Consider the following 20,837-nt stretch of genomic DNA (forward strand, 5'->3'; position numbering starts at 1 on the left):
TCGGCATCGAAGGGCTCCAGGGTCAAGTGTTCCGGACCTGGACTTACGGAACGTCTTGGATCTTGTAGAAGGCCTTGCCGGCCGGCGGTGCCGGATCGGTCACGACCTGTGAGGACGAGGTGGGAGTGAAGGGCGTTCCGACGTCATTGAAATTGATGAGGTCGGTGCTGCGGCGCAGCTTGTAGCTCTTCGTGGTATCGAAGCCCTGCACGTGCAGCTCGAAGGCGGCACCGTTGAAGCTCGTGGCGGTTACCACCAGATTCTCCGGGATGCCGGTGGTCTGGTAGAGGGTGATCGCGTTGTACTGCGAACCGGGGACATCCGGATCATTGACGTAGATGTAGTGGCGGGTGTCCGTCGCGGTGAAGGTGCCCGTCACGAACTGGCCGGAGTTCGAGGTGAAATCCCCCGTGCCGCCGCTGAGTTCCACGCGCGGGCTGGTGAGATCGTAGGTATCGAATTCGAAGCGCTTGTTCGCTCCTGCCCGGGTGTCAGCCACCCAGATCTGGATACGGTATTGTTCGCCAACCGTGAGGCCGGTGAATTCCACGAACCGCGGGGATCCCGAGAAGCTTCCCGAGTTGAGCAGGTTCTCGTAGTCGGCGTTGCTGGCCGTCCGTGTGAATGGATCGAAGCCGGTGAAGCGCGCGCCAAGCGAGTAGCCGGGCTGGAAGTTGATGCCGAGGTCGGGAATATTCACCGCCGTGGCACCGCCTGTCCAGGCATTGACAAGCAGGCCGCCTGTCTGGAAGTCGGCGAGCGTTCCCGTGATATTCGCGGGAGAGCCCCAAGTAACTTCGGGGAAGACGGGCAGGCTGTTGGAGTCATTCGGATCGCTGCTGTGGGCAATTTCGTAGCCATCCGCAATCTGGTCGTTATCGCTGTCGGCCAGAGTGGGGTTGGTGTTGTGGGTGTTCACCTCGGCACCGTCCTGCAGGCCGTCGTTATCGGTGTCGCTGTTCGTGGGATGGGTGCCCGCAGTGAATTCCTGGAGGTTAGTGAGTCCGTCGTTGTCAGGGTTTCCTCCTGGATCAGTGATGCCATAGAGAGCTTCCCAATAGTCCGGCAGGCCATTGGAGTCACTGTCTTGGTCGATGCCAAAGTACTCGATCTCTCCCAGCGCATGCTGGGTGGTGCTCTGTGCCGCAGTTACCGCGTAGCGGAACCACCGGTACGTCGGTGCCGGGGTGGCGAGGGTGAACTGCACCGTCTGATTCCGTGCCGTGCCGAAGAAGCTGCCGCTTGCATCGGTATGGTTGAAGATGTCGGTGAAGGTCACGCCGTCGTTGGACCCTTGGATTGCGAACACGCGTGGATCACGTTCCGGAGAGTCGTTCGACGAGGTCAGGGTGAAGTGGGTCAGCTGGACGCCGTATGGCATTTGCACCGTGATACTCTGCGGCGCGGGGTCGCAGCACCACTTGGCTTCGCCGCCACCAACCTTGTTGTCGAAGACGTTGAAGGCTCCTTCCGCGGGGCTGAAGTCGGCCTTCGAGCTCGCGGTGATGGAAACCCAATCGAAGCCGCTGCCCGTGAGCGTGGCGTCGCTTCCGTCGTTGTTGCGGTCCGTGATATCGCGCTGAAGCAGTCCCGCGGCAAGGGACACGGAGACACCGTAGGGCGTGCTGGTATCCGAATCAGGATCGGAGCCCTGGGCGACTTCGTAGCCGTCCTTGAAAAGGTCGCCATCGGTATCGGCCAAGGTCGGATCCGAGGTGAAGTTGTGAACCGGGTCACCATTGACTTCGGCACCATCACTCAGGCCATCGCCATCGGTGTCGGCCACGAAAGGATTGGTGAAGTATTGGTCGAGTTCCAGACCATCCTTCAGGCCATCATCATCGGTGTCGTCGTCGTCAGGCTTCGTTCCCCGCTGGAATTCCTCGAGGTTGGACAAGCCGTCATTGTCGGAGTCGAGGGCGGCATCCGAAGCGACCGCATCACTGAGGATCGCCGGATAGAGATCCTCATAGAGCTTCGGCAGCAGGTCGGCATCGGCATCGGCATTGTTCTGCAGGCCGAAGTACTCGAGCTCTCCCAGGGCGTGGTTGCCACTACCGGTGGTGAGGGATTGATAGCGGATGAACTTGTAGGGAAGCGATCGCGTCGGCAGCGCGATTTGCAGGACCTGGTTGCGAGCGGTCCAGATCTGTCCGCCGGTGTAGTTGATCCGGACGATCGGAGCGAAGGTGAGTCCGTCATTCGATCCTTGGATTTCCCATACCCGCGGATCGCGCTCGGGCGCGTCGTTGCTGGAGGTGATGGTGAAATACTGAAGGCTCGTGTACTGGGAGAACTCGACGGTGATGTTCTGGGGTGCGGAGTTGCCACCGCAGCACCATTTCATTTCGCCGCCGCCGACCTTGTTGTCGAAGACGTTGGCCGCGGATTCTCCCGGGCTGAAGAGGGCGGCTGCCCCGTTCGAGGTCACGCTGACCCAATTGAAGCCGGAGCCTTCTGCCGTGGCATCGCTGCCATCGTTCTCCGGATCGGTCAGGTCGAAGTCGAGCAAGGCTCCCGTGCCGGTGCCGAGGTTCGTGATGACGAGGTTGTTCGGCGTGCTGGCGGCGCTATCCAGCGCCGTGCCCGCCTGAGCCTCGTAGCCGTCCGGGAAGAAGTCCCCGTCGGAGTCCAGCGAGGTCGGACTGCTATGGTGAGTATTGACCTCGGCACCGTCGCTCAGGCCATCGCCATCCGTGTCGGTGACGCGCGGATTGGTGTTGTAGGTGTTGACTTCGAGGCCGTCGCTCAAGCCGTCATTGTCGAAGTCATTGTCATCGAGCAGCAGTCTCTTCCGGTATTCGACCAGGTTGCTCAGGCCATCGTTGTCTTGGTCGAGAGCGGCGTCGGCATTGTCGTTCTTGTTCAGGAAGGGGTAGCTGTCCTCGACATGGTCCGGGATCTGGTCTCCGTCGGTATCCGGGTTCAAATCGCGGACGATGTAGGCGTTCACGCCGTTCTGGGTCTGGGCGACCCCGCGTCCATAGAAGGTCTGGGTGGGGCCGTCTGCCGTGAAGGTGCCAATCACGAAGGGACTGGTATTCATGGCGAAGGTGGTCGTCTCGTTGCCGGCACCGTCGGTGGCATTGTCGCTCCATTCCATGGTCCGGCCGCCACAGCAGCCGCGGTCATCCGAAACAAAGAGCTGCACCTGATAGGTTTTTCCGGCGACGAGGCCGCCAACAATCACCGACTTCGGGTTCGCACCATCGGGCGCGAAGCCATCCATGACGGCGTCGAAATTTGCGTTGGCAGTCCCGGTGGGGACCCAGGCTCCGGCATCGTAAAACTCGCCACCGGAGGCGACGGCATTGTTGATGCCGATGGCGGCACCAGTGACCATGTTTTCGAAAACGATGGTTTCCGATCCGACCGGCACTGCCAGTGGCCCTGTGCCTGCACCCGTTCCCCAGGTGCCGGCGTGGTAGAGGGTGCCATTGAGGCTGATCGATGCTTCACTGACCGTTTCCGTTGGTCCGGTCCAAGTTACGGGTGCTCCGTGAGCCGTCGCGAGTACGGCCCATAGAACCCCCATATGAGCGAATTTGGGTTTTCTCATAATTTGGGTTTTTTTGGGGTATTCTTTGCTAATTTAGGTTTGGCAACAGAGTCAAGGGGCATCGACGCAGGCGTAAAACTGCGTTCAACGGCATTTCGTTTGAAACTCGTTTGAATTAAATGGGTTATGTGTCGGGTATTGCGTTACAAAAAAGACACGAAAAAACCGCCGGATGGTGCCAAGAAGGCACCAATGCGGCGGTTATGAAGATAAATTAATCTTTTTTAGCGTGCCAAAGCGCGCGCAATGTCCAGCCATTCGTCTTCCAAGGAGAGCTCCTTGGCTGGCACCGGCTTCCGGGCGCGGGAGTACCAATAAGCGGCATTTCCGAGATCGCCCTCCTCGCGGTGAAGCCAAGCGTGGATCCAAGCTCCGGCGGGATCGGGAAGATCCTGGCATGCATCGTGGGCCTGATCCCACTTGCCCGCACGGGCGAGCCAGAGCACGCGGAGTTCCGCGGAGAGACCGGCTGGAGGGGTGCTATCGGTAGTGGCAGAGCGAGCGAGGCTTTCAGCGTCCATGCGGGGGGAAACGTCTCGCAAAGCCTAGGGCTTGCGTCTTCCCTCAAGCTTGTCATGACGCGCCAGATCTTTCTTTGCCTCGGGCTTTCCACTTCTCTCCTTCCTGCCGGTGAACTCCCCCAACTTGCCGAGAAACCCTGGCTGGGACAGTACGCGGGTTATGAAAAGCGTTCGATCCGCCTGATCGTGAACCGGAAAGGGGAGATGTTGCTGATGCCGCCGAATGAGAAAAAGGGCTTCGTCAGTGAATTCAGCGCCATCAAGATGGTTCCACTGATCGAGGAAGTTTCGCCGGACGGTCGTGTTGTCGCGAAAACCGCGATTGCCGATGGCTGGGAGGCCGTGACGCCTGCTGCGGTGAATCCTGGAAAGGTGAGCTTCAAGGGCACCGTGGAAAAGGGGGCAAAATTCGAGGTGAGCCTCGAGATTGCCGGCGATGAAATTCGCGGTGGCGGACGGGTCGTCGAGAAGGGTGAATACACGAAGCCGCTGCGCTTCGCGATGCGCATCCAATTCCCGAACCTCTACGCGAAGGAGAAGGATGCCGAGAAGCTGGCACAAAAGATGGAAAAGGATCGCGTTGATCTGCTCCGGGTGGATGGCAAGAAGCTGAAGCTGGACCTGCTGACCCCGCTGAATGCTGAGGCTGACGAGTATTCCGGCTCCGGAATTTCCCAAGCGCGCCTGGAGATGGCGGCCTACAAGGCAGTGAAGTTTGACCTGAATGCCGGAGCGGCCGGATTTTTCGAGCTGTGGAACAAGGGTGAAGGTGCGCTTTACGAGGGCTTCAACCTCGGATGGAAGCATGACGAAGAGAAGGATCCGGAAGGAAAGGGACGCTTTTCGCTGAAGCTGCGCTGATCAACGATCGCCAAAGTACACCGGGACACACCGGACAGGCTTCCAGTACACTCGGGCTGCTCACCGGCTGCCGATTTTGGGTATTTTGGGCCTGAAGACTGATTTTCAACGGGTGTTTTTATAAAAAATCGGATCACGGTGCTCCGAATTTTTCGGATTTGTGTAGTTTCCGGGGTGCAAGTGCACTCTGTAACTAATTGGTAATGTAGGAATTAAAATTTTGTTTGGAGCTCTTTGATTTTGGTTTGACCATTTGAGTGTACTTTGGTGTAGTTCGAGGCACTTCAGCGGACTATCCGCACTCGATGTCCTCCTCTGCTCGCATCCACGAGAGTCACTTCGACTACAAGATGGACCCGAAATACCGGGTTTCCGTCCCTGTTGAATGGCGCCCGGTGAGCGAGGAGACACCGATCCGGCTCCAGCTTTCCAAGGAACACGACCTGCCGGTCATCAAGGTGTTCAGCGAGGAGGAGTTCGACCTGAAGTTCCAGCAGGTGGAGAAGAGCGATCTGACCCCTGCCAAGAAGCAGCAGATCGTCGGACACCTCCGCATGATGTCGAAAAAGGCCACCGTCAGCAGCCAAGGCAAGCTCACCATCCCGAAGGATTGGAGCGAGCGCATCGGCTTGAAAGCGGATGGCCCCGTGATCCTCGCGGGTCGCGGCCCTTTCTACATGCTCAGCACGCAGGAGACCTTCGAGCGGATCACTGACATCGAGCTCGGCATGGACGACGGCGACCTCGGCGTCCTCTAAGCATCCCAGATTTCACCCACCCACACCTAACGCGACAACATGCTGTTCGCCCATCCAACTCCGGCATCCGCCCCAGGCGGGCCTGCGGCACCCACCGCAGGATGCGTCCGGATGTCGGGGTTGGGCCATGCTTTCCCATCCGAACGGACCGGCGCACTCGGGACAGCGCGCCCTTCCGTTCACATCAATACGACCGTCCGTCCTGCATTCCATGGCTGGTTGGCAGGGCGGCGGTCGGTGACTTTCCAAGCTGGGCGGAAAGGGTTTCTCGGGACAGGACCCTCTTCGCTTCTGAATACGGTGATCCGCGCGGCTTCTGGCTGGTTGTCCGCGCGGGTCTCCGAAGATTTTCCATCCGAACGGACCGGCGCACTCGGGACAGCGCGCCCTTCCGTTCACATCAATACGACCGTCCGGCCTGTTTTCCATGGCTGGTTGGCAGGACGGCGGTCGGTGACTTTCCTGGCTGGGCGGAAGGGGTTTCTCGGGACAGTAACCCTTTCGCTTTTCGACTCGGCGGTCCGCGCGGCTTCTGGCTGGTTGTTCGCGCGGACCCCCGACTCCTTTCCTTGCGAACAGACTGGCGCACTCGGGACAGCGCGCCCTTCCGTTCATTCCGACACGGCTGTCCGGTCCGCATTTCCTGGCTGGTTGGCGGACCGGCGGCCGTTGGAGACTTTCAATACCAAAGAGGCTGGCGACGGTGCCTACGACTACCATCTCTCCGTGCTCCCTGAAGAGGTGAGCGAGTGGATGGAAGCACGCGAAGGCAAGCTGATCATCGATGGCACCTTGGGTGGCGGCGGACACAGCGAGGCTTTCCTGAAGGCCGGAGCCTCGGTGCTTGGTGTCGATCGCGATCCTGAAGCGCTGGCTTACGCGACGAAGCGTCTGGCCGCCTATGGTGACCGTTTCCGCACTTGGCAGGGCAACTTTGCAGATCTCCGGGACATCCCCGAGGTCCGGGGGGATAGCAGAGCCGATGGCCTGCTTTTGGACCTCGGGGTTTCTTCCCGGCAACTCGACGCCGCGGAACGAGGTTTCTCGTTCCGCGGCGCCGGGCCCCTCGACATGCGCATGGGTCCGTCCTGCGAGTTCGATGCGGCCGAGGTGGTGAACACCTGGCCGGAAGCGGAACTGGTGAAGATCTTGTTCGAGCTGGGCGAAGAGCCTCAGGCCCGCCGCATCGCCGCCGCGATCGTGAAGCGCCGTGCGACCCGCAAGTTCGAAATCACGACCGACCTCGCCGATTGCATCGAGAAAGCCCTTGGTGGACGCGGTCGCATCCATCCTGCGACGAAAGCTTTCCAAGCCATCCGCATGGCGGTGAACGACGAGCTCGGCTCGCTCGAGCGTGCGATGGAAGCCTCCGTTGATCTTCTCAAGCCGGGTGGGCGCCTGTTGATCATCACTTTCCATTCATTGGAGGACCGGATGGTGAAGCGCTTCATGCAGCACCGGTCAAAGCCTTACATCGACCGGCCCGACTGGCCGGAACCGCGGCCGAACCCCGATTGGTGCTTCCGGCTGCCTGTTAGAAAAGCCATCGCCGCCGGCGAAAAAGAACTCCGAATCAACCCCCGGGCCCGCAGTGCGAAACTGCGGGTCGCCGAGCTTCTGGACCCAGCCACCTCACCCCGATGAATCGCCTCCGCTCCGAACCGAAGACTCATCCTTCCGTTTTCATCACGTTGATCCTTGCTGCCCTGGTGGTGGTGAGCGGTGGAGTCATGCATGCGGTTTACAAGAATTCGCAGGTGCAGACGGAACGCCTGATCGACCAGAGCCGGAAGCGTATCGACCAGACCCAGGTGCAGATCCGCATGGTGGACGTGCACATGGACAAGATGTTGGACCGCTTTGAAATGAAGGACCGCTTGCGGGAAACCGGGTCCGCGTTGGTGGCGATCACCCCGGCTTCCCTCGATGAGATCAATCCCTCGCAAGACGATGGCGGAATGGCCGTCGTGAAGGAATAGCCATGACGCCGCGCGCCTTCCAATCCCGTTGTATCGTTTTGTGCTCGGTCCTGGTGACCGGGCTCACTTTGCTTTCGGTGCGTCTGGTGAAAATCCAGGCATGGGACCGGACGCATTATGCGAACAAGGCGCGCCAAACCTTCGAGCGCCGGGAGATCCTGCCCGGCTTCCGCGGCAAGATCGTGGATCGGAACGAGGAGGTGCTCGCAAAGAGCATGCCCGTCGGTTCCGTGTGGGTGAATGTCAAACACCTCGAGGATCCGACCATCGTGGCCTATCCGCTCGCCTATGAGAGGGTCAGTGCCGATCCGGGCTGGGACCAGCTTGATGCGGCTGCCCGCCGTCGCCGGGTGCTCGCGGAGCGCGGAATCATCCTCAAGGAATCCGAGGAGATGAAGGAAGGCGTCCTTACGGAGAAGGCCTTGGCCCAAGCCGTGAACCTTCTCGCCCGCCCGCTGGGAATGCGGCGTGAAGACATGCACGCCAAGATCACCGAATCGATCAAGAAGGGAAGGGGGGAGTTCCTCCTGGCGAAGGATCTTCCCGCCGACGCAGCCGAGGGGGTGCGGGCGATCATTGATAAGAATCTGCTGGAGGGCTTCTTCCTGCGCGATTCCTTCAAGCGTTGGTATACGTCACCCACGCTTGCCACCCACGTGGTCGGCTACACCGGCGAAACCGTGGAGAAGGACGATGAAGGATCTGATACCTATCTTCAGATCGGGAAGTTCGGCATCGAAGCCGCGACGGAAACCTACCTTGCCGGGCGTGATGGATGGCAGGAGCATCTCCGCGCCGCGAATGGCGCGCGCATCCCTGGTGATAGCTCCAGCTTGAAGCCACCCCGCGCGGGCCTCAATGTCCAACTGACCCTGGACATGGGTGTGCAAGCGATCATCGAGGAAGAGCTGGATGCCGGCCTTGCGGAATTCGAGAGCAAGCGTGGCTGTGTGATCGTGATGGAGCCGAAGACCGGGGAAATCCTGGGCATGGTGAGCCGTCCCCATTTCAACAACCTCAACCGCCTCGAAAACCTCGACGAGCCTTGCTACGCACTGCAGGCGATCTACGAGCCGGGCAGTACGATGAAAATCGTACCAGCCGGTGCCGCGATCAACGAGCGGCTGGTCACCCCGCAGACGACCATTTTCTGCCACAACGGCCACTACCAGCAGGGGAAAGTGAGCGTGCCCGACTTGCACGGCTACGGCAACCTGACGGTCGAGGGCGTGCTTCAGAAGTCCAGCAACATCGGTGCGTACAAGCTGGCCCAGCAGCTCGGCATGTCCCGCTACTATGACTATGTCGAGAAGTGGGGCTACGGCAAGAAGACCGGGATCCTGCTGAGTGGCGAGAGCCGCGGCATCGTCCGGAACACGGGCAATCCCACCGACTTCTCCCGGGCTTCCTATGGCTACTCCCTGGCTGTCACTCCGCTTCAGGTGGCCTGCGCCTACAGCGTGATCGCCGGTGACGGGAAGCTGCGGAAGCCACACATCGTCAAATCGGTGATTGCGAACGACGGTACGGTGGTGGAGCGCTACGAACCCGAGGTGGTGAACACCGTGCTCCGCCCCGAGACGGCGAAGGTGATGCGTTCCGCGCTGGAAAAGGTGGTGCAGAAGGGCGGCACTGCCACCCAGGCTGCGGTTCCCGGTTACAAGGTCGGTGGAAAAACCGGCACCGCGCGACGGATCAAGGATGGCAAATATCAGATGGGGCACTACATTGTTTCCTTCGCGGGCATCATGCCTGCCGAGGATCCCGCCTTCGTCTGCGTCGTGGTGGTGGACGATCCGATGACCACCAAGGTCAACCGCTACGGCGGCAGCATCGCCGGCCCCATCTTCGGCAAGATCGGTAACCGCCTCGCCGCTCATATGAATCTCACTCCCACCGAACCGGTGGACCAAAAAGAAGACAAGCTCGCCGGAACCCAGAAGCCGTGATTTTACGCGATCTCATCGCCTCCCTTGAACGCCCGCTCTCCACCGGGTCCCTTGACGTCGAAGTCCTCGCCGTTACCGCTGACTCGCGCCTTGTAGAGCCCGGCACCGCGTTTGTGGCCGTTCGTGGCGGAAGTCGCGATGGCAGGCAATTCATCCCGGTGGCGCTGGAAAAAGGCGCTGCAGTGATCATCGCGGATTCTGCCGCCGACAGCGGATTTCCGGAAAATGTCCCTTACATCCACGTCAGCGATACGCGGCATGCCTTGGCAGCCTTCGCGAGCCTCCTCGCGGGCGAGCCGTCCAAGAAGCTGAAGCTCGCTGGTGTCACGGGGACCAATGGCAAGACGACCACCGCTTTCCTGCTCCACCATCTGATGAAGCGTGTCTGGCATCGTGCCGGCCTGCTTGGTACCGTGCTGGTGGACGATGGCGAAGAGGTAAAGACCGCCACACACACCACTCCGGGGCCAGTGGAGCTGAATGCCCTGCTCGCCCGGATGTCCGATCACGGCTGCCGGGGCGCTGCGATGGAGGTTTCCTCCCACGGCATCGATCAGAAACGCGTGGAAGGCATCGCCTTCGATGCGGCGATCTTCACCAACCTGACCCAGGATCATTTGGACTATCACGGTACGATCGATGCCTATGCGCAGACGAAGTTCTCGTGGTTCGAAGCGCTGGCCGCGAATCCGCTCGGCAAGAAGCCAGTGGCAGTGGTGAATTTTGATGATGGCTACGGCGAGAAACTCGTCGTCCAGCTCGGCGATCGCCTGCCGTTGATCCGTTACGGCTTCAACGTCCATTGCGACTTCCGGGCGAACAACTTCAAGCAGAGTGCCCGCGGCATGGAATTCGAGCTGACGGCGAAGGGGAAATCCTACCTCGTTCGCTCGCCGCTGATCGGCCGCTTCAATGTCTACAATTCGCTCGCCGCGCTGGCTGCTGCCAGTTCGATGAAGATCCCGATGCGCGAGGCCGTGGCCGCCCTTGCGGAGTCGCCGCAAGTTCCCGGTCGCATGGAACACTGCGGAACGAAAGATGGCGTGAGCGTTTTCGTGGACTACGCACACACACCGGACGCGATCGAAAATGCCTGCCGCACCCTGAAGGAGCTGAATCCGAACCGTCTGATCACCGTCTTTGGATGTGGCGGCGACCGCGATCGGAAGAAGCGTCCGCTGATGGGCAAGGCAGCGGCGGAGTACAGCGATGCGTGCATCGTGACCTCTGACAATCCCCGCAGCGAAGATCCGGAGTCGATCTTGAAAGAAATCGAATCCGGAATGACCGGATCGCGTTACAAGCTCGTGGTCGATCGCGCCGAAGCCATCCGCATCGCGATTCACGCGGCGGCGAAGGGCGACATCGTGTTGATCGCTGGAAAGGGCCACGAGCCGTACCAGCAATTTGCCGACCGAACCATCGACTTTGACGATCGCAAGGAAGCGCGCCGCGCGCTTGCCGAGCGTCCGGAAGAACCCAATCGCAAACGATGACTCCCATCGACGCAAACACCTTGGCCCGGCATGCCGGTGGCGAACTCGCCGCTGGACGGGGTGACGTGCTTGCGAATGCCGTTTCCACGGACACGCGGACGATTCCTGCGGGCTCGGTTTTTTTTGCCCTGCGCGGCGAGCGCTTCGATGCGAACGATTTTGCGCGGCAAGCCCTTCATTCCGGTGCTTCCATCGTCGTGGTGGAGCGTTGGGAGGGAGATGCTCCGGAAAACGGTGCCGTGATCCGCGTGCCCGACAGCCTCGCCGCCCTGCAGCGTCTGGCTGCGTGGTATCGCCGCCAGCGCGAGTTGCCGGTGGTGGGTATCACCGGCTCGAATGGCAAGACGAGCACGAAGGACTTTGCCTCGGCGGTGCTCGGGCAGGCTTATCAGGTTTGTGCCACGCGCGGGAACCTGAACAACCACATTGGTGTTCCGCTCAGTGTGCTCTCGCTGGAAGAAGGCCATACGGCCGCGGTCTTCGAGATGGGGATGAATCATCCCGGTGAGATTGCTCCGCTCTGCGAGATTGCCCGCCCCGGCCTCGGCATTATCACGAATATCGGCACCGCCCACATCGAGTATATGGGCAGCCGGGAATCGATTGCTGAAGAGAAGGGGGCGCTGGCTCGCAGCCTGCCTGAGGGCGGTGCGCTCTTCATTCCTGCGGGATGTGATTTTCACGACTACTTCAAGCGTCGTACCAAGGCGAAGGTGATCACGGTTGGCAACGGCCGCGGTTTGATCCGGGCAGAAGACCTTCGCCAAGAAGATGGCGGGTCGCGCTTCACGCTGGTGATCGATGACAAGCCGGTGGCGGATGTGCGCTTGCCCGTGACCGGACGCCACATGGTAACGAATGCACTGCTCGCCGCCGGTGCCGGATGGTTCTTTGGCATGCAGCCGGAAGCCATCGCGAAAGGGCTCTCCAGCACCGTGCTGACTAGCGGGCGACTGCGCCGTTTCACCTCGGGCGGCGTGGTGGTATTTGACGATACTTACAACGCGAATCCCGAGTCGATGGCAGCGGCAATCGACACGCTGGCGGAAACTCCCGTGCGCGAGAATAGCGGCCAGCGCTTCGCGGTCCTGGGTCGCATGGCTGAGCTCGGGTCACATGCTCCGGAGGCCCATCTGCGGATTGGCCGCCTTGCCGCCGAGCGAGGGCTCGTGGTCGTGGCCGTGGGCGAAGGCTCACAGGGCATCGCTGAAGGCGCGGGCCGCGCTGAACATTTTCCCGATGGTACCGCTGCTGCCGCATGGCTGGCAGGTCATGCCAAGCCGGGTGACGTCGTGCTTTTCAAAGGCAGCCGCAGCGCTGCGATCGAACGAGTGATGAACCAGGCCTTCCCCTCCCAAGACTGAATCATGCTGTACTGGATATACGAATGGTGGAAAGCGGCGTTCGACGCCGAGAAGGCGGCTGGCGTTCAGGATTGGGCTCATACGTTCTCGTTTCTCAATTTGCTTGGTTACATCACGTTCCGCGCGGCACTGGGCTGCTTGCTCGCGTTCGTGGTCAGCGTGATCGCCGGCCCGCGGGTGATCCGGAGGCTGATCTCGCTGAAGGTGGGTCAACCGATCCGCACGGCGGCGGAAGTGCACAAACTCGCCGAGCTTCATGGTGGGAAGGTAGGAACGCCGACGATGGGTGGCGTGCTGATCCTGGGTTCCGTACTGGTTTCGGTTTTCGTCTGCGCCCGTCCGCTGAATCCTTTCGTGGCCGTTTGTTCCTGCACGATGGCAGCCCTCGGCTTGCTAGGCTTCTGTGACGATTACAAGAAGGTGAAGCAGAAGAAGTCCGATGGGGTCAGCGCCCGCACGAAGCTCTTCTGGCAGCTGGTGGTTGCGCTGGTGGCCGCTTGCTTCATCTATTTCAAGAAAGAGATCTCGGGTTTCGGCGCGACTCCCGAGGAACTGCAGAAAGGCTTGGCGGGCTTCCGTCTCGGGGCTGAACCGATCGGCATAGGCCAGATTTGCTTTCCCCTTTTCAAGTCGGGGATCGTGGATCTCGGCTTCCTGATCATCCCCTTCTTCGCGGCAGTGATCATCGGCTGTTCCAACGCCGTGAATCTTACCGATGGCCTCGACGGTCTGGCGACCGGCTGCACCATTACCGTGGCGCTGGCCTATGGGATCCTCGCTTACCTTGCGGGTCACTTCTACATGGCCACGGACTACCTGGTCATTCCCTACAATCGTTATGTGGGTGAGCTCGCGGTGTTGTTGCTCTCCCTTGCTGGAGCGGGCTTCGGCTTCCTGTGGTTCAACTGCCACCCGGCCAAGGTTTTCATGGGCGATACCGGTTCGCTGGCGATCGGCGGAGCGCTGGGGACGGCGGCGATCTGCGTGAAGCAGGAATTGCTGCTGGTGATCATCGGCGGTGTCTTCGTGATGGAGGCGATGTCGGTGATGCTGCAGGTGGGGAGCTTCAAGCTGCGGAAAAAGAGGATCTTCGCCATGGCTCCGATCCACCACCACTTCGAGCTTCGTGGCTGGCATGAAAGCCAGGTGATCATCCGTTTCTGGATCATGTCCATCATGCTCGCCCTCTTCGGTCTGGCCCTTCTCAAAATCGTCTGATGACTCTCGCTGGAAAAAACGTCGTGATCCTCGGGGCTGGCCGGAGTGGCCGGGCCGCGGCGGCGCTTGCCCTTCGTGAGGGTGCGGAGGTTCACGTGCATGATGCCGCCTTCGTCATCGAGGGCATGCCTGTAGAGGTCCATCTGCATCCCGGTGCCTCGGTGGAAAAGGGAAAAGAGATCAAGAGCGACCTGCTCGTGATCAGCCCGGGAATCGATACCTTCGGTCCGATGGTGGAAGCTTACTCGGCCAATGCCGGTGAGATGATCGGCGAGACCGAATTCGCCTCCCGTTACTACACCGGCCGAATCGTCGGTATCACCGGGACCAACGGAAAGACCACCACCACGGAGCTCGTCGAGCGCATCCTGCGTGCCGGTGGCTATGATGCGGCTCCTTGCGGCAACTACGGCACCCCACTGAGCGAGATCGTCCTGCGCGATCCGGTGCCGAATGCCGTCTCGTTGGAGCTGAGTTCCTTCCAGTTGGAGACGATCCGCGGATTCCGGCCGGACGTCTCGATCTGGCTGAACTTCGCTCCGGACCACATGGACCGCTACCCGACGGTCCAAGCCTATTTCGACGCGAAGTTCCGCATCTTCGAGAATCAGACGGAATCGGATACCGCCGTGGTTCGTTCAGGAGAAAATCTCCCGGCGATCAGGCCGCAGGTTATCACTTTCTCGACGGAAGATTCCTCGGCCGATTGGTTCTCCGATGGCCGCAGAATCTTGCGCAAAGGTGAGGCAGTCCTGGATCTCGAAGCCAGCACCCGCATGCGTGGCCTGCACAATGCGGAGAATGCGATGGCTGCCATTGCTGCTTGCGAGGCAATCGGCATCTCGATTGCCGATGCCACGCGCGCCCTTGATGGCTATGCACCGCCGCTTCACCGCTGCGAACTCGTCCGAACCCTTGATGGCGTGGAGTATCTCAATGACTCCAAGGCCACGAACCTCCATGCACTGGAAAGTGCGCTGCGCTCCCAGACCCGGCCTGTCGTGCTGATTGCGGGCGGCAAGGAGAAGGGGTTGGACTATGCTCCGGTAGTGCCGCTGCTTGAAAAGAAGGCGGTGGCCGCCGTAACCTATGGCCAGATTGCGGCACCTCTCGCTTCCGTGTTCGCGAGCGCGGTCCCCGTCGAACAAACGGTAACCTTGGCCGATGCCGTGACCATCGCCCGCCGCTTGGCTCCGCGCGGCAGCACCATACTCCTTTCCCCGGGCACCTCCTCATTCGATCAGTTCTCCGGCTATGAACAGCGTGGAGATGTCTTTCGTGAAATCGTTCTCAACCTTCGCTGATACCCACCCATGAAGTTCTCGAGTCTCTCCGTGAAACGCCGCCCGGTGAAGAAGGGCGCCTTGCGCACTCTCTTCGCGAATATTCCTCGCAAGAAGGTCCGTGCTGCTACGGCAGCCGCGCCCATGCCGGAGATGGATGGTGATGTGCCCAATCTCGGCATCGCCCGCGCGCTGGTGGTGATCCTGATCATTCACGTCGTGGCCATCGCCGGCATCTTCGCACACAGCCACTGGTTCGAAGGCCCGGAGCAAAAGGCGGCGATCGCTGCCAAGCAGGATGCGATCATTCCCGCGAAGCCCTTGCCCGATGCCCAAGCGTCGCTGCCTAAGCTGAATCCTGATGACCAGACGTACATCACCACCACCGGTGATACCTACACGAACATCGCGACGAAGCACGGCGTGACGGAGCAGGACCTCCGCGCTGCAAATGACAACCTCGAGCTTCGTGCGGGCCGCATCCTGCGCATTCCGCCACGGACTATCGTGGCTGAAATCTCACCGGAACTGGCCAAGCTCCGTGAAGGCTCCGCGGTTCTGGAGATCCCCGCCGATGACCTTCGCAATGGTGAATGGCAGGAGACGACCACAACCGCGACGACGCCCGCGGCGAGCAATCCCAGCACCCCGGTGCTGGCCCGCCCAAACGTGCGTCCTGCCAACGTGGTTGTAGAGCATGACACTCCTTCCATCGCCCATGCCCCGGCCGCCATTCCGGTTGCTGAAACTCCGGCCGCCACGAAGAAGTATACCGTGAAATCCGGTGATACCTTCTGGAAGATCGCCCAAGCTCACAACACCACGCCGGCTGCGGTGATGAAGGCGAACAAGATCTCCGATCCGAAGAAGCTGAAGGTGGGGATGCAACTGATGGTCCCCTGAGTCGAACGAACGAAACAAGGCCCCCCGCTTATGTCCCGTAGCGCTTCCATCATCCTCTGCACTGCCGTCGCGGCCCTGACCGTGCTCGGTCTCATCATGCTGGCCAGCACCAGTGCATGGGTGAAGAATGTGGAAGAGCCGTACCACTTCCTGACCCGTCAGGCCCAGATGGTCGTTCTGGGTCTGGTGGGTGCTTGTTTCCTCTCCCGTCTGGATCCCATCTGGCTGCGCAAGTTCTGGCCTTGGGCGTTGGCGGCCGTGTGCCTGATGCTGGTGTTCTGCTTCGTGCCAGGAATCGCGAAGCCCGAGCTCGGCTCGAATCGATGGATCAAGGTCCCGGGTCTCGGGGTGTTCCAGCCTTCCGAGTTGGCGAAGGTGGTTGGCATCATCGCCATGTCCGGCTGGTTTGCACGCTGGCAGACGGAAACCCACACCTTCTGGCGTGGCTTCATCCTGCCCGGCATGATCATCGGGCTTCCGGTAGGTTTGATCGCCATCGAGACCGATGTCGGCTCGGCGCTCGCTCTTTCCGTTGCGGCGGCGTCCCTTTTCTTCTGTGTAGGCACCCGGCTCTACTATCTGGTCCCCACGGCCATCGCGGGTATGACCGCCGCCTTCTTGTTCGTGCACTCGAACGAGAACCGCTGGACCCGTATTGAGGCTTGGATGGATCTCGAGAAGCACCAGCTTGGCAAGGGGATGCAGCAATGGCGTGCCCTTCTTGCCTTCGGTAACGGGGGGCCTTGGGGTGTTGGCTTGGGGAATGGCTCGGAGAAATTCGGAACGCTGACTTTCGCGCACATTGACTTCATCTTCCCGGTGGTCGGTGAAGAACTTGGCCTCCCCTTCACTCTCGGTGCAGTGCTTTGCTACGTTCTGATCGCGATTAGTGGATTCATGATTTCAGCGCAGGCTTCGAACATGTTCGACCGTTGCATGGCGGTTGGCCTTACCTGTGTGATCGTTGTTCCTGCGATGGTGAATATCGCGGTGGTCACTGCCGTGTTTCCGAATGACGGCCTGCCGCTTCCCTTCGTCAGCTACGGCGGCACCAGTTTGTTGATCTCGATGGGCGCGGTTGGCCTGCTCTGCGGCATTCATCGCCGGTCCCGAGTAGTGGACGAACGTCCCGTCCCGCTTGTCGGGGTGAAGTCCTATGCGGTGAAGCTGTAGCAGCGAAAGGGCCCTGCTTTGTGCTTCCGGGCCCGCTTTATAAGAGCGCGTTCAGGGTGATGAGCGCCCCGGCTCCGGGGTCGCGGAACTCCCTTGATTCAAAGCCTGCTTTCTCCACGTAGCCCAGTGCCGCGAACTCACCACTTGGATCTGCCACGGGTGACACGCTTGTGATCACGCCGGCGCTTTTCTCCGCATCCGGAAGTTGAAGTTCGTCGCCGGGCTTCACGCCGGCAGGCACGGTGAAGCGAGCCAGCCTTCGGTTCACTTTGCCCGCAGTCTTGATGCGGGAAAGCACCTCTTGGCCGATGTAGCAGCCCTTGTGATAGGAGATGGCATTGCGGTCCAAGCCAGCCTCCGGAGGCAGCATCCCTTCCGTGAGCTCGGCGTTCCAAGCGGGCACTCCCGCTGCGATGCGGGCCGCTTCAGCTTCCTCGGTGGAGAGGGCGGGGTAGGGGATTTCGGTTCCAGTGGGAACCCAAAGGTCAAAGCCCTCGATTCCGATTCGTGAAGCCTTCCTCGCAAAGCCATCCGCTGCCTCAGGAGAGGTGGCGGCACCTGGCACATGCACGAGCTGCCATGCCTCGGAAAGGTTCTCCACTTCCACATCGTCCGCGATCAGATATCGCGTGAGACGTGCTTCGAGTTCTTCGGCAAGGTTCGCGGGGCCTTCAATCCAGATCGAGTCATCCTGACCACGGAAGACATGGACGAAAAACTGGAGCTTGCCCTTGGCATCGGTCACGCAGGCGGGGAGGGCCTTATCCTCCAGCTTTCGCACGTCTTGGGTAAGCTGGCCATTCAGGTAGCGCACTGCATCCGGGCCGCGGAAAGCCAGCAGCGAATGTTTCGCCGCAGGCAAGCAAGATGGGATATCACTCATGACTGCAGGTAAGGTGCCGCCAGCGCGGAGTAGTCCTTGTCTGCCAGGCCTTGGTCGCAGAGTTCCTGCATGCGTTTCGAAACGGTGCGGATCGCGGGTGTCTCGATCCCCGCTTGCTCGGCCAGTTCCAGTACGTAGCGGCTGTCCTTGAGCATGTTAGAAAGCGAGAAATGGGTGTCGAAATCTCCGCTGGCCATCGTCGGCAGCTTCATCGCGGCGAGCACCGAACCACAGGCATTCCGCGAGACGGCATCGATCAATTGCTCCGGCGCGATCCCGTGGCGAGTGGCGGTGGCCATCGACTCGGCCAAGGCCTGGACGGTGCAGGCCGAAATCAGATTGGTGACCAGCTTCATGACCGTCGCCGATCCAGCTTCCCCGCAGCGCAGCACCGACTTCGCCGTTTTGAGAAGCACCGGCTCGACGCGGTCCACCAAGTTTGCGGGGCCGCCCGCATAGTAAACCAGACCTGCGCCTGCCGCCGCCTCACGGCTACCCGTGAAAGGGCAATCAAGGAAGCTCAGGCCGCGGGCCGCGCACTCGGACGCCAACCATTGTGTGGTCGCGAGATCGACGGTTGCGTGATTGACGATGATTCGCTCCTCGCCGGGCAAGGGCATGGCGAAAATCCGCTCCGCGACCTCGCGGGTGGCCTTGGCATCCTTAAGGAAAAGCAGGACCAGATTGGCATCCTCCGCAGCTTCTTCTACCGTGGCGCATTCTCCCGGCAGGCCTTTCGGCGTGCGGTTCCAAGTGCGCACTTCACCGATGCTTGCTTTCGTCAGATTCGCGGCAGCACGCGAGCCAATGATCCCAAGACCGAGAACGGCAATCTTCCAAGAACTCATGGCCCTTCCTGCCTTTGGTGGGCGAGCTCGACAAGCTTCGAGGCTTGCTGGCGGATTTCTTCGATCCGCTCCTTGGTCGGCTGTTGCCCATCCTCAAGGGTCATCTCGGTCCGCAGGCCAGCAAAGATGTCGCGCATCGCCAAGAAGTTCGGGCGCTCTGAAATCCGGGGCTCAAGGCCGGTAACGATCGAGGAATAGTAGTCAGCGATGTCCTCGCGCATGATTTCCTTAGCGCGAGCCTCGCTGAATTGGTTCGCGACCGCATCCGAGGAGACCTGAAGGGCCCGGATCCATCCTCCCATCGAGATCAGGTGAGCCAGATCCGCATCCCGCAGGGTGACGAGTTCGAGTTCCACGTCCTTCTGGGTGGCGGCCAGTTCTTTCTTCAAAGTGGGCACATCCTGCTTGCGGGCGCTTTCCAGCAAGCTCGCGGCATGGCGGTTTACCCGCTCGCCAGCGCCTAGCGCCTTGCCATAGCGAGTCAGTTCGGCTGCTAGGTCCTCCACCTTGCCAAGTTCGCCTGCCTGCACGACGAGGAAGCCGTCGGCAATCAGAGAGCCGAGATCCACCGCCAGATCCGCGCGGTTCAGCGGCATTTTGATGTCCGGATCCCGCTGGAATTTCAGGATTGGCAGGGGAGCCAAGGCTTCCAGGGATTCGAAGATCTTGGCGATCGATGGTGCGGTAAACTCATTGATGGCCAGTTCTTCGCGGACATGGGGGTCTTCCAGGAGGTCGGCCGGGATATCCGGCTTGTCCCCTCCCTGCGCATAGGCGGAGGAACCGAAAATCACCGCACCTGCGGCTGCGGCAAAGAACTGGCGTGCAAGAGTCACGAACCAGATGGTGCCACCGGGAAGCCCCGGCTGCAAGGGGGATGAGGCGGCTCCTTCTGCCGGTTAGGCGTTTACCTGCCCGAGTTCCTCAAGATAAGCTAGGAGCTCGGTATCATGGGCCTTCATCAGGTCTGCCTCCTCGCTTTCGGCACCGCTGACGATCGCCTTGTAACCGTGGTGGGAAATAACCATGTGCCCGGAATCGCTCTCCCGCCATTCGACCTCGACCAACCCGTCATGCACGATCAACTGGAGAGCCTTTTCTTCGATTTTCCCGCGCAGATCGCCGGGTGCGAGAGTGGAATTCAGGACGACTAGCATCCGTCACGATAGCACAGGTTAGGGCAGCGGGCGAGTTTTGATCGACCCGAAGCTCAAGCTGAGTGGAGCTTATGGAGAAGTTGGTGAATCGTTCCTCCGTAGCTCAAAAAACACCGGCTCCGAGCCGAACGGTTCATGTTCGTCTTTCCCCCTCCACCAGCCGTAGCGGAAGATCCGGCGGTCAGATGGAGTGGTGTCTTGATAATCCGAAGCGCCGATGGGGCGGATGGTTAGGATGTCGCCGGAGAGGCGTCGCCCGTTGATGGAGAAGTATCCTTCGCTATCGGTATGGGCGACGCCCGAAATGTCGAACCAGAGATACTTCTCGAGTTTCCATGGTACGCTAGCCCCGGCGATGGGGCCGCCAAGAGGGTCGATGACCCGGCCGTAAAAGCGGCCCTTGGTGCCCTGAGGTTGTTGAAGATGATCGCGAAGCAAACAATGAGGATCCAAGGGGTAAGAAGGGATATGAGCTTCTCAAAAGGTTTCGCGGAATCATTGCCCTCCCTTCCTTTTGGGGCGATCAGGCTTCGGCCTGCTCGTTTGAGAAGTTTACGCTTTTTGAGGGTGGCGCGCTCCTTTCTCGTTCCCCGCAGCTTCATTGAGGTCGGGATCCTTTGCTGCGACGTGAGCCGATTCAATACTCAAGGGACTGGTGACTGGCCGGAGCCTCCGAATAATGAAAGATCCTCATTCCCCGGCCCGTTACCTCGCATCCACTGCTGAGGTCCTTGAAATCAAAGGATCGAACAAAATTCGAAGAGCGGGCACTAACAGGGTGTATCCTGCCGCAGAACCTCCATTTCCGGGGTTGGCGGGGACTCATTCCGAGCAAGCCGCGGGTTTCCCGGCTTGACTTGGCCAGTCGAACGTGTTGGCCTCCGG

18 protein-coding genes are annotated in these 20,837 nt (G+C 60.5%); 11 read left to right on the forward strand and 7 right to left on the reverse strand.

Annotation, left to right across the window (positions count from 1 at the left end; translation table 11 throughout):
* Nucleotides 1-43 precede the first annotated feature (43 nt).
* A complete protein-coding gene (locus HHL09_RS17290) occupies nucleotides 44-3,535 on the reverse strand; it encodes a discoidin domain-containing protein (protein ID WP_169455864.1) in 3,492 nt (1,163 codons plus the stop codon).
* A 248-nt stretch (nucleotides 3,536-3,783) separates the two neighbouring features.
* Nucleotides 3,784-4,080 carry a hypothetical protein gene (locus tag HHL09_RS17295; RefSeq protein WP_169455865.1) on the reverse strand — a complete coding sequence of 99 codons (297 nt, stop codon included), beginning with the start codon at nucleotides 4,078-4,080 and terminating at the stop codon, nucleotides 3,784-3,786.
* A 54-nt stretch (nucleotides 4,081-4,134) separates the two neighbouring features.
* Between HHL09_RS17295 and HHL09_RS17300 the strand changes: the two genes are divergently transcribed.
* From HHL09_RS17300 to HHL09_RS17350, 11 genes are all read left to right on the forward strand, one after another.
* On the forward strand, nucleotides 4,135-4,941 hold the full coding sequence (locus HHL09_RS17300; protein ID WP_169455866.1) for a hypothetical protein: 807 nt from the start codon (nucleotides 4,135-4,137) through the stop codon (nucleotides 4,939-4,941).
* A gap of 305 nt (nucleotides 4,942-5,246) precedes the next feature.
* The gene (locus HHL09_RS17305; protein WP_169455867.1) at nucleotides 5,247-5,699 is read left to right on the forward strand and encodes a division/cell wall cluster transcriptional repressor MraZ; all 453 of its coding nucleotides are present in this window, start codon (nucleotides 5,247-5,249) and stop codon (nucleotides 5,697-5,699) included.
* A 669-nt stretch (nucleotides 5,700-6,368) separates the two neighbouring features.
* Complete coding sequence (rsmH, locus tag HHL09_RS26580; protein ID WP_343224881.1) at nucleotides 6,369-7,343, forward strand: 16S rRNA (cytosine(1402)-N(4))-methyltransferase RsmH; 975 nt, start codon at nucleotides 6,369-6,371, stop codon at nucleotides 7,341-7,343.
* Complete coding sequence (locus HHL09_RS17315) at nucleotides 7,340-7,678, forward strand: hypothetical protein (RefSeq protein WP_169455868.1); 339 nt, start codon at nucleotides 7,340-7,342, stop codon at nucleotides 7,676-7,678. The genes rsmH and HHL09_RS17315 overlap by 4 nt, the downstream gene beginning before the upstream one ends.
* A 2-nt stretch (nucleotides 7,679-7,680) precedes the next feature.
* Nucleotides 7,681-9,627 (forward strand): peptidoglycan D,D-transpeptidase FtsI family protein, encoded by a 1,947-nt coding sequence (locus HHL09_RS17320; protein WP_169455869.1) that lies wholly within the window; start codon nucleotides 7,681-7,683, stop codon nucleotides 9,625-9,627.
* Nucleotides 9,624-11,123 (forward strand): UDP-N-acetylmuramoyl-L-alanyl-D-glutamate--2,6-diaminopimelate ligase, encoded by a 1,500-nt coding sequence (locus tag HHL09_RS17325; RefSeq protein WP_169455870.1) that lies wholly within the window; start codon nucleotides 9,624-9,626, stop codon nucleotides 11,121-11,123. The genes HHL09_RS17320 and HHL09_RS17325 overlap by 4 nt, the downstream gene beginning before the upstream one ends.
* Entirely contained in the window at nucleotides 11,120-12,487 is a 1,368-nt protein-coding gene (locus HHL09_RS17330; protein WP_169455871.1) for a UDP-N-acetylmuramoyl-tripeptide--D-alanyl-D-alanine ligase, read from the forward strand. Before HHL09_RS17325 ends, HHL09_RS17330 begins: the two co-directional genes overlap by 4 nt.
* Before the next feature lie 3 nt (nucleotides 12,488-12,490).
* Nucleotides 12,491-13,705 carry a phospho-N-acetylmuramoyl-pentapeptide-transferase gene (mraY, locus tag HHL09_RS17335; protein ID WP_169455872.1) on the forward strand — a complete coding sequence of 405 codons (1,215 nt, stop codon included), beginning with the start codon at nucleotides 12,491-12,493 and terminating at the stop codon, nucleotides 13,703-13,705.
* On the forward strand, nucleotides 13,705-15,009 hold the full coding sequence (gene murD, locus HHL09_RS17340; protein WP_169455873.1) for a UDP-N-acetylmuramoyl-L-alanine--D-glutamate ligase: 1,305 nt from the start codon (nucleotides 13,705-13,707) through the stop codon (nucleotides 15,007-15,009). Before mraY ends, murD begins: the two co-directional genes overlap by 1 nt.
* A gap of 9 nt (nucleotides 15,010-15,018) precedes the next feature.
* Nucleotides 15,019-15,891 (forward strand): LysM peptidoglycan-binding domain-containing protein, encoded by an 873-nt coding sequence (locus HHL09_RS17345; protein ID WP_169455874.1) that lies wholly within the window; start codon nucleotides 15,019-15,021, stop codon nucleotides 15,889-15,891.
* A gap of 30 nt (nucleotides 15,892-15,921) precedes the next feature.
* Nucleotides 15,922-17,064: an FtsW/RodA/SpoVE family cell cycle protein gene (locus tag HHL09_RS17350; protein WP_169455875.1), complete on the forward strand. Its 1,143-nt coding sequence runs from the start codon at nucleotides 15,922-15,924 to the stop codon at nucleotides 17,062-17,064.
* A gap of 37 nt (nucleotides 17,065-17,101) precedes the next feature.
* Here HHL09_RS17350 and ygfZ read toward each other — a convergent pair whose 3' ends face one another.
* The 5 genes from ygfZ to HHL09_RS17375 form a co-directional block, all read right to left on the reverse strand.
* Nucleotides 17,102-17,947, reverse strand: a complete 846-nt coding sequence (gene ygfZ, locus HHL09_RS17355; protein ID WP_169455876.1) for a CAF17-like 4Fe-4S cluster assembly/insertion protein YgfZ — start codon at nucleotides 17,945-17,947, stop codon at nucleotides 17,102-17,104.
* On the reverse strand, nucleotides 17,944-18,795 hold the full coding sequence (locus HHL09_RS17360) for an NAD(P)-dependent oxidoreductase (protein WP_169455878.1): 852 nt from the start codon (nucleotides 18,793-18,795) through the stop codon (nucleotides 17,944-17,946). Before HHL09_RS17360 ends, ygfZ begins: the two co-directional genes overlap by 4 nt.
* Entirely contained in the window at nucleotides 18,792-19,631 is an 840-nt protein-coding gene (locus tag HHL09_RS17365; RefSeq protein ID WP_169455880.1) for a hypothetical protein, read from the reverse strand. The genes HHL09_RS17360 and HHL09_RS17365 overlap by 4 nt, the downstream gene beginning before the upstream one ends.
* Before the next feature lie 63 nt (nucleotides 19,632-19,694).
* Nucleotides 19,695-19,952, reverse strand: a complete 258-nt coding sequence (locus tag HHL09_RS17370) for a hypothetical protein (RefSeq protein ID WP_169455881.1) — start codon at nucleotides 19,950-19,952, stop codon at nucleotides 19,695-19,697.
* A gap of 69 nt (nucleotides 19,953-20,021) precedes the next feature.
* Nucleotides 20,022-20,390, reverse strand: a complete 369-nt coding sequence (locus HHL09_RS17375) for a carboxypeptidase-like regulatory domain-containing protein (protein WP_169455883.1) — start codon at nucleotides 20,388-20,390, stop codon at nucleotides 20,022-20,024.
* Nucleotides 20,391-20,837 lie beyond the last annotated feature (447 nt).

It is taken from the genome of Luteolibacter luteus (genome assembly GCF_012913485.1).
In the GTDB taxonomy this organism is placed as follows: Bacteria; Verrucomicrobiota; Verrucomicrobiia; order Verrucomicrobiales; family Akkermansiaceae; genus Haloferula; species Haloferula lutea.